Here is a 13,876-nt window from a genome sequence, read left to right on the forward strand (position 1 = left end):
AGTTTCTGCCGGCACCGGTTACGGCCCGCACGGGCGCTTGTTCATTGCGAGAATGTAACCGTGTAATGCCGTGAAAAATGGCTGTAGCGTGAATGTCGATTTGGCTCTCTAGGATGCATGAACGCAAACCGTTGCGATTCATTCATGCAAGGAGATTCCCATGCTCAGCCCTCACGAGTTGTCGACACTGCTCCTGATCCAACACTCGCCATCGCAGGTGGAACCTCAATGTTCCGATGTGGCGAGTCTCGAGCACGAGCACCTCGTCAGCATTGATGCGAGCACGAGCGGTCGGGCTACGCCGCGCCTGACTTCACAAGGCTCCGAGTTATTGCAGCAGTTGCATCGATTCTGCACCCGTGAGTTTGCTGAGAACCACTGAACCTGCACTCATGCCCGCCACCGTTCACCGTGGGTTCATTGCTGCGCAGCCCCGTCCTGCTTCATGACAAGCGCATGTGCGGCGGTGAGAATCGACAGCGCCAGTTCGTGATCGTCCACTGCGCGCGCCAGCGTGATCGCGCCCACGATGGTGGCCGCCACTCCTAGTCCCAGCGCTTCGCTCCCGGTTTCGTCTCCGCTTGCGCTTCCGTCTCCGCTTGCGCTTCCGTCTCCGCTTCCGTCTCCGCTTCCGTCTCCGCCTCCCGCGGCTTGCGTCAACTGATCTGCAAGCTGCCGCAAGTGCGTGGTGTAGAGCGCTTTTACGTCCGCTGTTGCATGCACCGTATCGCCGGCAAGTGCGCACAGCGCGCATCCGGTACCGGGATTGTCCGCGTGAGCGGGGTGCAGGTAGGCATCGACGATCGCTTCGAATGGTGTCTTTGAATGTTTCGCCGCATCGGCCGCACGCGACATCACGCGTGTCTGGCCCCGTGTCATTGCCTGTTCCAGCGCGGCGATGATCAACGCATCGCGCGACGAAAAATGTCCATAGAACGCGCCGTGGGTAAGCCCCGCACTGCGCATGCAATCGGCGACCCCCAACGCTTCCAGGCCGTGCTCGCGGATCTGCCGCGCTGCCGTGTCCAGCACGCGTTGCCTGCTCTCCGCTTTCTGCGCCTGTGAGTAACCCATCTCAATCCTCGCTTGACAATCTGCATGATGACGATAATACTGAATTTGTGGATTATGTTCAACATTTAGATTGATGGTGTGTCGTTACAGTCGATGCATTTTCTGCCGCAACCAGGCGGTGACCAACAGGAGAAGGACCCATGCGTTTCACTGATAAAACTGCCTTGATTACGGGCGGAAACAGCGGGATTGGTTTTGCGACAGCGAGGTTGTTGATAGCCGAAGGCGCTCGCGTGGCGATCACGGGGCGCGACCGCGCGAAGCTCGACGAGGCGGCATCGGAGCTGGGTGCAAATGCGCTCGCCATCCAGGCGGATCTGGACGATCCGACCGCAATCGATTCGGTGATCAAGCAGGTCAGCGACGCTTACGGTTCGCTTGATATCGTGTTTGCCAACGCGGGGATTTCAGGGCCAACGCCGCTGGGCGGCACGACCGCTGCGGCGTTCGAGGCGATTCTGCGCACTAACCTGACGGCGGTTTTTCTTACGGTTCAGGCGGCGCTGCCGCTGATGTCGGCGGGGGGATCGATCGTGCTGAATGGTTCGGTCATGCGTGAGCTTGGCCGGGCGGGTACGGCGGCTTATTCGGCGTCCAAGGCTGGTATCACCGGCATGGCGAAAGTGTTTGCCGGTGAGCTCGTGCAACGCGGCATTCGCGTGAACACGGTGATCCCCGGCGCCACGCGTACGCCGATCTGGACCCGTGGTGCACGAGTCGGCGCGACACTGGACGGCACGGAAGACGCACTCTCACCGGCTATTCCAATGGGACGCCTCGCCGCCGCTGAAGAGGTCGCGGAGGCCGTATTGTTCCTTGCGTCGGACGGCGCGTCCGGGATCACGGCGGCCGAGATTGTGGTCGATGGCGGCACGATCGGCGCGCCATGGGGCTCCCCAGCGCTTCGCAAAAGCTAAGCACGCGTTATGCCCCCGACACGGTACACGCAACGACGTGGCCGCGTTGTGCGGCAGGCACTGCGGGCACGCTCTCCATTCCCGCAGTGTCTCTGCCGAACATCGCCTTATAGACCACCGCTTAAAGCCCTGCTCAAATCGAGGCACATCTTGGTACGAAGACGCTGGCCGAGATGAAACGAAAGCTTTATTCCGAAAGCTTGGAGAGCGCGCGCGTATGATCTACGTCTGGAAGTTTCTGGGGCGGTAAACGATGAGTGGCGGATATCCGCCCACCATTCGCCGCCGCGAACAAACTGGACGTAGAGGAGAGGTTCAACGCATGAAGTTCGACACAGTCGTGCTGGGCGCGGGCATCGTGGGGGTATCGGTCGCCGTTCATTTGCAAAAGCGTGGCCGCTCGGTCGCGCTCGTGGACCGCAAGCGTCCGGGTCTCGAAACGTCATTCGGCAACGCGGGGCTGTTGCAGCGCGAGGGTGTCTACCCCTACGCGCTTCCCCGCGACATCGGCACGCTGATGCACTACGCCCGCAATTCGTCCATCGATGTCCATTACCATCGCGACGCATTGCCCGCGCTGGCGCCATTCCTCTGGGCCTACTGGCGCAATTCCGAACCCGCGCGCCATGCCGCCATCGCGCGTCAGTACGCTACCCTGATCGAACATTGCGTGACCGAGCATGAGGTCCTTGCGCGCGAGGCCGGCGTTGAGTCGTTGTTGCGGCCAACGGGCTGGATCAAGGTGTTCCACAGTGCCGCCGCTCAGGATGACGAGTTGCGTGACGCCGAGCGGTGGCATCGCGAGTTTGGCGTGCAATACAAGCTCCTCGATCCGGCGACGTTGCAACTAGCGGAGCCGCATCTCGACCGTTCGCTAATAGGTGGTTTGCATTACACGGATGCGGTGTCGGTCACCGATCCGGGCGCGTTGGTCGCGGGTTATGCAGCGTACTTCGAGCGCTTGGGAGGCCGGTTCCTGACCGGCGATGCAACGTCGCTCGAAGCCGATGGCGACGGCTGGCGCGTGATGACGCAAGACGGTGCGGTCAGTGCGTCGTCGGCGGTGATCGCGTTGGGGCCGTGGGCGAAGGACGTGACCTCAGCGCTCGGCTACCGGCTGCCGCTCGCGGTCAAGCGCGGTTACCACATGCATTACGCGCCGCAACCCGGGACGGTGCTGAACCATCCCGTGCTGGACGTGGATAACGGTTTCCTGCTCGCGCCAATGGCACGCGGTATTCGGCTGACAACGGGTGTTGAACTGGCGGATCGCGATGCGCCCAAGACACCCGTGCAACTGATGCGTGCCGAGCCCGTGGCGCGTACGCTGTTCCCGCTCGGCGAGCGGGTAGACGACGAACCGTGGATGGGCCGGCGTCCTTGTACACCCGACATGATGCCGATCATCGGCCCCGCGCCACGTCACAAGACCATGTGGTTTGCGTTCGGACACGCGCATCACGGGTTGACGCTCGGCGCGGTGACCGGGCGGCTGATCGCGTCCATGATGACGGGGGAAGAACCGTTCGTCGATGTCACGCCGTTCAGGGCTGACCGCTTCGAATCGGTCTGAAGGTAACCGCGTCTGGCCGAACCCGCACGCGATCGATTATCTGGCAAGCGGGGCCTGCTCTGAAAATTTGTCGATAGCCCCGTAGAATCGGGTCAGACGCAAGCACGCTCAGCTCGTTTCGGTACTAAGCCGAACGCTGATTCCTGACCTCATCCTGCCAACGCCAATGAACGCTACCGCGACCGAAAACCACGTGAACCAGCCCGAGATCTGGCTGATCCGTCATGGTGAAACCGAATGGAGCCTGTCCGGCCAGCACACGGGCCGCACCGATATTCCTCTGACCGATCACGGGCGCGAACAGGCGCGTTCGCTGCGGCCGGTGCTTGCCGCGCAGCCCTTCGACCTCGTGCTGTGCAGCCCGATGTCTCGCGCTCGCGATACCTGCGCCGAGGCAGGTCTTGGTGCCCAGGCAGAGGAAGAACCGCGGCTGAGCGAATGGAACTACGGTATCTATGAAGGCCGTACGACGAAGGATATCCGCGCTGAGGATCCTGACTGGGCCGTATGGACTTCGCCGATACCGGAAGGCGAAAATGTCGAAGACATCCAGGCACGGGCGGAGTCTCTGATCCGGCGGCTGCTTGCCACGAACGGGCGCATCGCGCTGTTTTCGCATGCGCATTTCCTGCGGGTTCTCGGTGCCTGCTGGATGGCCGATTCAGCGGCGCTTGGAGCGCATTTGCTGCTCGATACCGCGTCGGTGAGCGTGCTCGGTTTCGATCGCGAAACGAGGGCGCTTAAGCAATGGAATGTGCGTTATCCGCAATCGTAGGGCAGGGCCCTGAAACAGGAGGCATATTTTTGCAGCAAGTGCAGGGATAGGCTTTACGCAAAAGTGCGACCCTATGCTTTACAACAGAGCCGACGTCAAGTCGGCTTTGTTGTATCTGGACGCAGCTTTGAAAGTCCCAGTTTGTTAAGGATTGTCGGACGCCTGCCCGCCGGCTTTCGCGTGCGCTTGCAGGCCGGGTGTTTAGGACAGGCGTCTACGATCTTTACCGACCCAGTCCAACGACGACCGGCTCGGCTTGACCTACTACCGTCACTACCGTCGTTCGTCACGAGTCAACTTCAATGGTGGCTTCCAAGGTACAACGGCCGTCGGCAGTTCGGCCTTTGCGGTCGTGGGCGACCTCGTCTCAGTCTTCGCGAATGTCGGCTTTAGGCGCCTTGGTTGAACTGGCGCTATCGGCCAAAACCGGCATCTCAATACGCACCGGTCAAGATCCTCAAGCGGTCGTTGAAGCACTGCCTCGATATCGAATTCCAAAGCAAGGAACGGAGTGTCTTGAATCGACCGTTGCGATACATTTTCCGCGACGATATCCGTCATCGAACTCAAGATGCCGCGTCAGCGGTTTAAGGGGTCGTTGAGATCGGCGACGACCGTCCCTTGCCCCTGCGCTGCTCCCCAGACGGGCATGCCCCGAACTGCCCCTCAGAATGATTACGCGAAAGGAATCCACGATGCCAGCACTAGAGGAAAATAAACCTTTCATCGGACGTTGGTCGAGAGCCCTCTGGTGCAAGGCCCGCAATGTGTGCAACGCACTCGCCCGGAAAGCAGGTCCGTCGTCTCCGTTCGCGAGGCCCAACGCGGAGGCGGCACAGGTTGCCGAGATAAAAAGCGTCTTTGGCCTCCCCGAGCCACGCCGTGTGGAAAGCTTCAGTGATGGGGCTTTCGCCATCATCATTACGCTGCTTGTTCTGGAGATCCATCGCCCGAATGCTGCGCCAGGAAGATTGGGGGAAGAGCTTGTGGCGGAATGGTCTTCCTACTTGGCCTATGCAATTGCGTTCATCTACGTTGGAATCATCTGGCTCAACCATCACTACATGTTCGAGCGTCTCTCTAAGGTGGATGTGACACTCAACTGCATCAATCTCGGCATCGTTGGCACCGCAGCCTTGATTCCGTTTCCGACCGGCGTGCTGGCGGGTGCATTCCGCGACGGGAACCTCATGGACCAGAAGGCAGCCGTGGTGCTTTATGCCTTGATAGCCGGACTAATGTCGGCGTCATGGCTCCCTGCCTTTCGGCATTTGCATCGTCATCCTGAACTCTTGAAGCCGCATCTGCCGGCGGCTGCTTTTGCGTCGCAGGTGCTTCGACCGGCGCTTGGCATCCTGCTTTACATCATGGCGGCGGCGCTAGGTTGGTTTGTTCACCCGCTTATCGCAATTGGGATTTTCATCTTCGTTGTCGGCTACTACGCTTTGACGAGCCAAGGCATCTATTCGAACCGGTGAATGCCCGGCGAGGGGATTGGCGCGCCATGCGTACCCGTGGGTACCGCGCAGGTGTGCGTGCAGGCGAGTCCCGGTTCGTCATACTCGGCCGCCATCCGTCGATGGCGGCCGAGTGCTGGGGCGCCCGACTTCGTTTCGTTCTGTGGGGTGGGTTTCCGGCCGGGAATTATTTAGCGTTGTGGAAGATGATGCCCAGTGTATGGCGCTGCCCGCGATCCAGCTTGCTGACGCCATGGCGCAAGTTCGCGCGATAGAACCCACGCATGGAGCGCACGGGGCGATGGTTGACGGCGAAGACCACCGCATCACCCTGCCGCAGCGGCACGACGTCGATATCGCTTACCAGCCCGGATATCTTGCAATGAGGCAGAGCCACAGCGAGAGACATCCGGCGTCACTCATGTACTGAATCGCTTCGCCTGCTCGCCAGGTACAGGGGACGCGACGCAGCCACGTCGAATCGGGACCCGACTGATATAACCAGATGATCGTGCTTGTCATCATCTGCTGTTCCGGAGCCATGCCCCGGAATTCCGCCCGCCATCGCGCCATCTCCTCCGGATGATGTTCACCCGTTCGTTCGTTATAAGCAGCCGGACAGATGCTTCGGTGGAATTCGCCTTCCTGGCTGGGACAGAACAGCTTGGTCAATTGAAGTTGCCGAATGACCTGCTGCAGGACATTGTTGAAGCTCGCGGGACTTCGGCTGCCCAACGCCATCGGCATGCCACCCAGTGCCTCCAGCTCCATCGCGTCGTCTTCGTCGAGGTCAAGCAGACGCTGTACCAGGCGATCCAGTCGCGTGTCGTCGGAGGACGTGGATATATGGGCCTGTCGATGCAGGGCCTCGTTGATCGCCGCAGCGCCGTTGGCGAAGGTTCGTTCGGCTGTAGTAGCGCAGAGGTATTTCAACATGAGAGCCTTTCTCCAGAAAGCGTCGAAAGTAGGATCTTTTGATGGGTACGTCTCTCCGGTTCTTGCGGTATTCAACTCGACGTCAGTTTCTCGAAGTCACCAGTTCAACTACCGTATGCAGATGAGACGGCCCAAGGCATGGTGCGTAATAGCTTACTGAGGCACCCGACGCATAGAACGAACCATACGTGTTGCAGGCAATCCTTCTCTGTTTCTTGCTCCCCGGTTCCGGATGAGCGGCGTGAAACGGATTGTCTGAATCGCACCGCAAGAAACGGGTAGTAGTGGGGAGGCGCGATGGATATTGTTCGTTCCAGGCGAAGCAAGCCCGCTTCGCTGCCAATCAAGCTCAGTAAGGAGTCGAACATGTCAAAGGAAGAGGACAACAAGGCGGTCGTAGGTCGCTGGTTCACCAGTTTCTGGGGCGAGAAATGTGACCTCAACATTGTCGACGAGATCGCTGCGCCGGACATGCTGTTGAAATACTCGCTGCATGAACCCCGTCGTGGTCGTGACGACATCAAAGCGTTCATGACCGCTTTCCGCGAAGCCTTTCCGGACCTCAATTTCTGGGGTGTCACGGACCTCATCGCTGAAGGCGATTACGTCGTAGGCCAATGGGAAGGTGGTGGTACGCACACGGGCCCGGCTTTTGGTGACTTTCTTGCAGGGTCTCTGCCGGCGGCAACCGGCCGCAAGATGCACTTCACCGGCACCACCGTACTTCGTTTGAAGGAGGGCAAAATCGTCGAAGAGCTTGGTCTTGACGACGGTGTGTCGGCTCTCACGCAATTGGGGCTGATCAAGACGGTCTGAGCCTTTCGGTCATCATCGGTGTGGACCCGTCGGCGCGTCGAGTGATCGGGAGCGCAGACCGGCGAATGCCGGTCTGCGTTGTCCGGTCGGTCGACTCTTCATCCACGCAGGACGGGTCTGGCATATCAGTCACGAATCATCACTCTCCTCAAAAATTACCGCAAGGAACGGAGCACTTCGGCGCTCCCGTACTCCAGATTCTTCAGTTATCCTTAGCCAATTGGGGATCCAATATGCGCATCGAGAATCGTCGCGCCAGCGATGAGCCGAATCTGGCTGCCAGCTTCAAAACCGCTGTCATGAGTGTTTCCGGCGCAGTGGTAAGTGTCTGCGTCAAATACGCAATGTATGACGGGACCTTTCGGCTCTCTCATTGGTCAACTAAGCAGATCCTCGCGCTCTACAAGTGCCTCGAACACTACAGCGGCGTTCATTACTACGGCTCCGATTTGCAGCGCATATCGGACGATCCCAGTCTTTCCGATTTACTGCCAGCCCGGCATCCGGTTCACACTATGCTCAACGAAAGACCGGATCTGACACAGGAAGACTATTCGGAGGCGAACAAAAGCTTTTCCGTGAAGTCATTTATATTTGCCGATCACGGTGAAACATGCCGTATTTCTTGCGCCTTTGGCGATCACTTCAGTCGCGCAGAGGTGCTGCCCGCATATATCGCGATGAACCTGTACGGTTCTCTTAAGGCGGGCATCGATCTGTCGGGTCTCGTCACTGTGGAAGCGGGCGGTTCGGCTTGAGCTCTCGAATGGTCAAGCCCGAACGCGACATCGTCAAGATGCACTGCCGTTCTGGCGGCTCGACATTATTCAGTGGTTGGATCGTTAAAGGTGAGTTCAGCTCCCTCGCTACCACGAGGCATCCCGAACGACCGCAAAGGCCGATGATGCGACGCACTTCACTGGCGCTCGACCGGCCGCTTTCAGAGCGAAGCAGCCGCACCAATGTCCATGCGGCAATCTTGCCAAATGACGCGTCTTGACCTCCGCCCTACGGACGATCGGCCGTACCCGACGACGTGCCGCGGTCATCGCGGGTGACGTAAAAACGGTCATTCACGCGGCCAATCAACGCGTGAAGACGATATCCGAAACCGCCGGCTCCAACGGCGATCTCAGTCTGGTAACAACACCGTCCGCATGTCGGTCGAACGTGAAAACCAGGTCAGACAAGCGAGCTTCGTCATCCTCTTTCAACTGCAACGAGCTTTCACCGCGATATACCAGCCTGCCTTTCAGGCCCCGCCAACTCCAACGCATGCCGGATGTATTGTGGGTGATCGAAATCGTGCCATAAGCTGGATTGCTATATTCGCCGATGAAGTGCTTGAGAAGCTCGTCTGGATACGAAACCACAATACCGTTGGCGCCAAAACGCCGTGCGTCAGCTTCTTCTTTTTCTAAAGTGCTTTGCCGTCTCGCGTGAAAGATCCCGAACCAGTCGATCGGCGAGAGCGAGCGCAATCGATCGAACACCGCGTACGTGATCAATTCACGAACGGGACAGGGATCGCGATTCGTCAGCACGACAACCCCAATCTCACGATCCGGCATCATGCTGAACAGCGAACCCCAGCCGGGCAGCGAACCGGTGTGTGACACAGTGCGCTCGCCACGATAAAGCTGGCACGTCAGCCCGTATCCGTATCGGTTCCTACCGATCTCCGCGAATCCTGAATCGTCCGCGTCGATGTGCGGCGTCATCATCGCGGTCACTGCTGCTTCCGAAAGGATTTGCGCACCGTCAACGCGTCCTCGCGACAACAGTAACCGCAGCCAACGGGCCATATCTGCCGCGCAGGTGTGGATGCCGCCGGCAGGCGTCGCGTGCATCGGCCACAATCTCGTTCGACGGGCATGCCGCCCATCCCGAACATGCGGATGCGCGAAATCGGTCGCCGATACCAATGTGTCAGTCGAGAATCCGAAATTCCTGAAACCCAAAGGCGACAAAAGGCGCTGCGTTGTGAACTGTTCCCAACTCTGCCCGCTGAGCCGCTCAGCGACCATACCCGCGACGATGTAGCCGAGGTTCGAGTACTGGTACGCCTCGCGCAGAGGCCGGCTCGGTTCCAGATAACGCATGGCATATAGGATCTGTTCCCGCGACCGCGCTTCTGGCAGCGACCACATGCGGTCATGACGGGGGAGCCCACTACGATGCGCAAGCAGATCGGAGACAGTGATAGCTTCAGTAGTCGCCGGATCGCGAAGCTGGAATTCCGGCAGTATTTCACGAACGCGCGTGTCCCAATTCAACCGCTTTTCGTCGACCAGTAGCGCAATACCGGCGGCGTTGATCGATTTGGTCAGCGAGCAGATCATGAATTGCGTGTCGGGCGTGACCGGAGCGCTCGCGCCCAGTTCACGTACACCATAGCCCTTGAGCAGAATGATGTCGTCGCGTTGAACCACGGCGATGGCCAGGCCGGGAATGGCCCAGCACTTCATTGCATCTTCGACAAGACGGTCCAGTTCGATCCAATCGGCGTCGCGCATATCGCTCACCGTGCTAAATGAGTTCAGCTACGTGGACAATGACGATTGCCGCCGGAACGAGCACTGCCTGCGCGCACAGCGTACCGAGAACGCGTGCACCCGCGAGCGTCGTGATCGCGCGCCGAAAGCTGTTTTCCGAAATCCGGCCTTCGATGACGTCGTCGGTCATCACGGAAACTTGCGGGTCGATAATGACCGCGAGCACGACGGTCGCAAAGCCATTGATGACCGACGACAGATTCGCGCATGTCACCCGCAACTCGGGCTTCAGGTATCCCGCATACAGCGATGCGAACACCCCAACCGTCCAGATCGCCATTGCGACAACGTTCAGCCCGATAACCGTCCAGGACACGCCAGCGCTTGCGGCCAGTTGCGTAACGTTGTGTCGAGAAGGAAGCCGCGCGCCCGTGCGAATGGTGTTAAGACCGGCACGACTGAAGACGTGCAGCAGCAGGCGAGGAATCGAGCGGTTTGCGTGGAAGTGATCGACCGCGCGACTGAAGTAACGCTGGAACGTGGGAATCAGGAACGATCCTGCAATGCTTGCCACTGTGGCAGTCAGCAGGAACAACCGAAAATCGTTGAGCAATCCGGCGCCCAGATGATGCGCAATGTCCAGTTCGACCCGTTTCGCGATGAACGGTCCTTGAAAGGAATTCGCTGTCCGGGAAACCAGCGCAATAATCCCGAAAAGGGAAAACGACACAGCAATGCGGCCCGTGCGAACACCTGCGATTCGCACGGCATAGGCCAATGTTGCAATCACGTGGATTACAAATGTAAGTCCGCAGATGACCAGAAGCTGGCTATCCATGCTTTTTGCGGCGCGTGTGGCTGGGACATGAGTGTACCCGAGGCAAGTATCGACCGATGGTCTACGATCCATGTTAGCCAATCGAGTGACCACAACCGGCTGGCTGCCGTCTTCAGAGGCTAGAACAAGTCCTCGTGCCGGCAATTCACCAGGATCTCCGCGACGCTCGCCGTATTCGGCATCGCAATGGTGTTCGCGATCAGCAAGGCCAGATCCTCGGGCTGGGTCATCGCCTGAGGTTCAAGGTCGGCTATGCCCGCCGCCATGTCGGTATTCACGAAGCCGGGGCAGATAGCGGTCGCGCGAATACCGTCGTCCCAGCCGGCTCGGCGCACCGCGTGATTCAACGCGATCACCGCATGCTTCGACATCTGGTAACCGGCGTTCAGGTTCTTCACCCGCTTGCCGGATAACGATGCAATCTGCACGACCCGCGCATCGCCGGGTTTGCGCAGGTGCGGCAACGCGGCCTGGATCAAGCGGAAGGGCGCCTTCACGTTGATATCGAGCGTTTCTTCCAACTGCTCGTCGGTGCCGTCGTCGAGCGTTATATGCGTGCATATTCCCGCGTTGTTGATCAGGACATCTATGCGGCCAAAATGCTCGACGGTCGCGTCGACCCAGCGTTGCCCGCTTAGCGGATCGCGCGCTTCATACGCAAAGGTGAATGCATCGAAGGGAAGGTGCGCCGACGAAGGATCACGCATGCCCAGCGACAGCCGATAACCCCGCCGGTGCAATTCCGAGGCCACCGCCAGGCCAATGCCGCGATTCGCGCCGGAAATCATCGCTACCTTGTTCATTGCCGAGATCCTTACTTAAAAACCTGCATCGATAACGATCTTCGTGCCGTCACTGAAACGGCTTAGGCGGAACATATGCGGATCGACGATCGGTGTGTCGTTGGCGACCAGATCCGCCATCAGTTTTCCCGCTGCCGGACCGATGCCAAATCCATGTCCTGAAAACCCGGTGCCGATGAAAAGCCCCGGCACGCTTTCAACGCCCGATATCACGGGAATGGCATCAGGCGTCACGTCCATGAGACCCGCCCAGCGCTGCGCGATGCGTGCACCGCTCATATGCGGAAAGACCTTTACGAACTCACGCAGGCCGGCATCGGTATAAGCGGAAATAGGCTCGGGATCGAGCGTGCGAACGTCCTCGAAAGCGGTTCGCTGATCAAGCGCCCAGTGACTCGGCCGGCGCAGTTCATCGAAGAAACGCGCACCCAATCCAATCCGTAACGCGCCCATCTGACTCTTGAGCGCAGGGATATATTGCGGAAACAGGCGGAAGCTGTCGGGCGTGATATCCGTGTAGGTACGAAAGCCGAACGCGATCGTATAACCGCCATCCGCGCGCTTGCGGAACGCGAATTCCTTGTTGCTGGCGCTGACCGCGGGACCGCCTTCTATAGGCGCCGTCCGCAACACGGAAGCTTTCACCATCAACTGTGGCACGTTGACATCCAGATTCCCGCAGAAGAGCCGCGACCACGCGCCGCCCGCAACCACCACGCTCTTGCAACGGATTGTCCCCAGTTCGGTCACCACCGCGCTGACGCGTCCCGCGCTTGTTTCCACACCGCGCACCGCACAGGGCGTGAGTATTTTCACGCCGCGTTTGCGCAGTGCATTTGCAATAGCTGGCGCGGCTTTCTGCGGTTCGGCGCGGCCGTCGCCGGCGGTGTACAGGCCGCCCTTGAACGCTTTCGTCGCGCCCGGGAGCAAACCGGCGACGGTCCTGGGATCGACTTCGCGGGTATCGAATGCATCGTTCCCGGCCAGGGCGCGCGCTTTCTCAAGCCATACGCGATGCCCTTCCATTTTCGCGTCGTCGTTGGCCATGTACAGGATGCCGCATTGCCTGAAACCAGTATCGATACCAAGTGTCTGGTCGAGCGTTCGCCAAAGCTTCAGGCTTTCTATACTCAGTTCGAACTCGCGCATGTCGCGATGCGTGACGCGCACCCATCCCCAGTTGCGGCTGGATTGTTCGCCCGCTATGTAGCCCTTCTCGCACACCGCCACGCGCAGGCCTTTGTCGCTTAGATACAGTGCCGTACTCACGCCAATAATTCCGCCGCCGACCACCACGACATCCACTTCGTCCGGCAAGGTGGTGTCGTCGGTGACGGTCTCGACTGGTGGTCCCATAAGCTTGGTATTCCCTGCTTTTTAGTTGTGTTGTTCGGTCATGCCCGCGCGCGTGGCTGCTGCCTGGCGTTTGAGTTGCTTGCGCGTGGTAGCCATGCTTGCGCCGCCGTAACGCGGATTCGAATGCCGGTTGGTCCAGCGGTCGATATGATTGATCGCGTGCGTGAGCGGCACGGTAATCAGCAGATAGACGAACCCGGCGGCGACCAGCGGCGAAAGGTTTGCCACGTTCACCGACGTGTTCTGTCCAATGGTGAACAGGTCCCGTTGCGAGGTCAGCAAGCCGAGAAAATAAACGAGGCTTGAATCCTTCACGATCGAAATGAACTGGTTCGCCAGCGCGGGCAGAATGCGCCGGATGCCTTGCGGCACGATCACATGGCGCATGGCGGTCCAGTACGTCATGCCGAGCGCCTGACACGCGGAGAGCTGCCCCTTGCCCACGCTCTGAATGCCCGAGCGAAAAATCTCCGCTATATACGCCGATGAAATCAGCCCGAGCGCCACGATCGCAAGCGGATACGGATTCGGGCCGAACACCGCTAGCCCGACGGGCGCGAGTCCTTGGCCCACGAGCAGGATCACGAGCGCGGCGGGAAGCCCGCGAAAGACCTCGACGAACACACGCGCCGGCACTTCGAGCCAGCGCATATGCGACACCGCCATCAACGCCAGCACCATACCTGCGATGATCCCGAGCAAGGTCGAAAACAGCGACAGCACGAGCGTGTTGACCAGTCCGGTTTCGAGCAGCGCAGGCAGCGACCCGGTGAGCAACGGCCAGTCGAGGAAGTTCTGCAGGAATGCGTTCATGGCGCTCTCCGGATCATGTCGGT

14 protein-coding genes and 1 pseudogene are annotated in these 13,876 nt (G+C 59.5%); 7 read left to right on the forward strand and 8 right to left on the reverse strand.

Annotated elements, in window-relative coordinates:
• Positions 1-160 precede the first annotated feature (160 nt).
• Positions 161-382, forward strand: coding sequence for a hypothetical protein (locus ACSQ8V_RS32950; protein ID WP_213766245.1), 222 nt, complete (start codon positions 161-163; stop codon positions 380-382).
• Between the two features lie 35 nt (positions 383-417).
• Here ACSQ8V_RS32950 and ACSQ8V_RS32955 read toward each other — a convergent pair whose 3' ends face one another.
• Entirely contained in the window at positions 418-1,074 is a 657-nt protein-coding gene (locus ACSQ8V_RS32955; RefSeq protein ID WP_436208612.1) for a TetR/AcrR family transcriptional regulator, read from the reverse strand.
• A 140-nt stretch (positions 1,075-1,214) separates the two neighbouring features.
• Here ACSQ8V_RS32955 and ACSQ8V_RS32960 point away from each other — a divergent pair, with 140 nt between their 5' ends.
• From ACSQ8V_RS32960 to ACSQ8V_RS32975, 4 genes are all read left to right on the forward strand, one after another.
• Complete coding sequence (locus ACSQ8V_RS32960) at positions 1,215-1,991, forward strand: SDR family NAD(P)-dependent oxidoreductase (protein ID WP_436208613.1); 777 nt, start codon at positions 1,215-1,217, stop codon at positions 1,989-1,991.
• A gap of 322 nt (positions 1,992-2,313) precedes the next feature.
• A complete protein-coding gene (locus ACSQ8V_RS32965; RefSeq protein ID WP_436208614.1) occupies positions 2,314-3,564 on the forward strand; it encodes an NAD(P)/FAD-dependent oxidoreductase in 1,251 nt (416 codons plus the stop codon).
• Between the two features lie 193 nt (positions 3,565-3,757).
• A complete protein-coding gene (locus ACSQ8V_RS32970) occupies positions 3,758-4,339 on the forward strand; it encodes a histidine phosphatase family protein (protein WP_436185963.1) in 582 nt (193 codons plus the stop codon).
• Positions 4,340-5,034: 695 nt separating this feature from the next.
• Complete coding sequence (locus tag ACSQ8V_RS32975) at positions 5,035-5,817, forward strand: TMEM175 family protein (protein WP_436208615.1); 783 nt, start codon at positions 5,035-5,037, stop codon at positions 5,815-5,817.
• A 166-nt stretch (positions 5,818-5,983) separates the two neighbouring features.
• On the opposite strand, the pseudogene ACSQ8V_RS32980 reads toward ACSQ8V_RS32975, so the two are convergent.
• Together ACSQ8V_RS32980 and ACSQ8V_RS32985 are read right to left on the reverse strand one after the other, a co-directional pair.
• Positions 5,984-6,157: pseudogene (locus ACSQ8V_RS32980) on the reverse strand (2OG-Fe(II) oxygenase); the annotation flags it as partial.
• On the reverse strand, positions 6,157-6,732 hold the full coding sequence (locus ACSQ8V_RS32985) for a hypothetical protein (protein WP_436208616.1): 576 nt from the start codon (positions 6,730-6,732) through the stop codon (positions 6,157-6,159). The gene ACSQ8V_RS32985 and the pseudogene ACSQ8V_RS32980, both read right to left, overlap by 1 nt.
• Positions 6,733-7,098: 366 nt before the next feature.
• On the opposite strand from ACSQ8V_RS32985, the gene ACSQ8V_RS32990 reads away from it, so the two are divergent.
• Together ACSQ8V_RS32990 and ACSQ8V_RS32995 are read left to right on the forward strand one after the other, a co-directional pair.
• Positions 7,099-7,548 (forward strand): ester cyclase, encoded by a 450-nt coding sequence (locus ACSQ8V_RS32990; RefSeq protein WP_436209230.1) that lies wholly within the window; start codon positions 7,099-7,101, stop codon positions 7,546-7,548.
• Positions 7,549-7,781: 233 nt separating this feature from the next.
• Positions 7,782-8,306, forward strand: coding sequence for a hypothetical protein (locus ACSQ8V_RS32995; protein ID WP_436208617.1), 525 nt, complete (start codon positions 7,782-7,784; stop codon positions 8,304-8,306).
• A gap of 327 nt (positions 8,307-8,633) precedes the next feature.
• Here the strand turns inward: ACSQ8V_RS32995 and ACSQ8V_RS33000 are convergent, their stop codons facing one another.
• The 5 genes from ACSQ8V_RS33000 to ACSQ8V_RS33020 form a co-directional block, all read right to left on the reverse strand.
• Entirely contained in the window at positions 8,634-10,064 is a 1,431-nt protein-coding gene (locus tag ACSQ8V_RS33000; protein ID WP_436208618.1) for a serine hydrolase domain-containing protein, read from the reverse strand.
• A 13-nt stretch (positions 10,065-10,077) separates the two neighbouring features.
• On the reverse strand, positions 10,078-10,881 hold the full coding sequence (locus ACSQ8V_RS33005) for a lipid II flippase Amj family protein (protein ID WP_436208619.1): 804 nt from the start codon (positions 10,879-10,881) through the stop codon (positions 10,078-10,080).
• A gap of 119 nt (positions 10,882-11,000) precedes the next feature.
• Positions 11,001-11,684, reverse strand: a complete 684-nt coding sequence (locus ACSQ8V_RS33010; protein ID WP_436208620.1) for an SDR family NAD(P)-dependent oxidoreductase — start codon at positions 11,682-11,684, stop codon at positions 11,001-11,003.
• Between the two features lie 15 nt (positions 11,685-11,699).
• Positions 11,700-13,040, reverse strand: a complete 1,341-nt coding sequence (locus ACSQ8V_RS33015; RefSeq protein WP_436208621.1) for an NAD(P)/FAD-dependent oxidoreductase — start codon at positions 13,038-13,040, stop codon at positions 11,700-11,702.
• A gap of 21 nt (positions 13,041-13,061) precedes the next feature.
• Positions 13,062-13,853, reverse strand: coding sequence for an amino acid ABC transporter permease (locus tag ACSQ8V_RS33020; RefSeq protein WP_213766259.1), 792 nt, complete (start codon positions 13,851-13,853; stop codon positions 13,062-13,064).
• Between the last annotated feature and the right edge of the window lie 23 nt (positions 13,854-13,876).

The sequence above is a fragment of the Caballeronia sp. LjRoot31 genome (genome assembly GCF_964253885.1).
Lineage (GTDB): Bacteria > Pseudomonadota > Gammaproteobacteria > Burkholderiales > Burkholderiaceae > Caballeronia.

Bases quoted from the DNA above. Each gene is read 5' to 3' on its own strand.
- ACSQ8V_RS32975 (WP_436208615.1), top strand. From the start codon at position 5,035: ATGCCAGCACTAGAGGAAAATAAACCTTTCATCGGACGTTGGTCGAGA.
- ACSQ8V_RS33010 (WP_436208620.1), bottom strand. From the start codon at position 11,684: ATGAACAAGGTAGCGATGATTTCCGGCGCGAATCGCGGCATTGGCCTG.
- ACSQ8V_RS33000 (WP_436208618.1), bottom strand. From the start codon at position 10,064: ATGCGCGACGCCGATTGGATCGAACTGGACCGTCTTGTCGAAGATGCA.
- ACSQ8V_RS32965 (WP_436208614.1), top strand. From the start codon at position 2,314: ATGAAGTTCGACACAGTCGTGCTGGGCGCGGGCATCGTGGGGGTATCG.
- ACSQ8V_RS32990 (WP_436209230.1), top strand. From the start codon at position 7,099: ATGTCAAAGGAAGAGGACAACAAGGCGGTCGTAGGTCGCTGGTTCACC.
- ACSQ8V_RS32985 (WP_436208616.1), bottom strand. From the start codon at position 6,732: ATGTTGAAATACCTCTGCGCTACTACAGCCGAACGAACCTTCGCCAAC.
- ACSQ8V_RS32960 (WP_436208613.1), top strand. From the start codon at position 1,215: ATGCGTTTCACTGATAAAACTGCCTTGATTACGGGCGGAAACAGCGGG.
- ACSQ8V_RS33015 (WP_436208621.1), bottom strand. From the start codon at position 13,040: ATGGGACCACCAGTCGAGACCGTCACCGACGACACCACCTTGCCGGAC.
- ACSQ8V_RS32995 (WP_436208617.1), top strand. From the start codon at position 7,782: ATGCGCATCGAGAATCGTCGCGCCAGCGATGAGCCGAATCTGGCTGCC.
- ACSQ8V_RS32950 (WP_213766245.1), top strand. From the start codon at position 161: ATGCTCAGCCCTCACGAGTTGTCGACACTGCTCCTGATCCAACACTCG.
- ACSQ8V_RS33020 (WP_213766259.1), bottom strand. From the start codon at position 13,853: ATGAACGCATTCCTGCAGAACTTCCTCGACTGGCCGTTGCTCACCGGG.
- ACSQ8V_RS32955 (WP_436208612.1), bottom strand. From the start codon at position 1,074: ATGGGTTACTCACAGGCGCAGAAAGCGGAGAGCAGGCAACGCGTGCTG.
- ACSQ8V_RS33005 (WP_436208619.1), bottom strand. From the start codon at position 10,881: ATGGATAGCCAGCTTCTGGTCATCTGCGGACTTACATTTGTAATCCAC.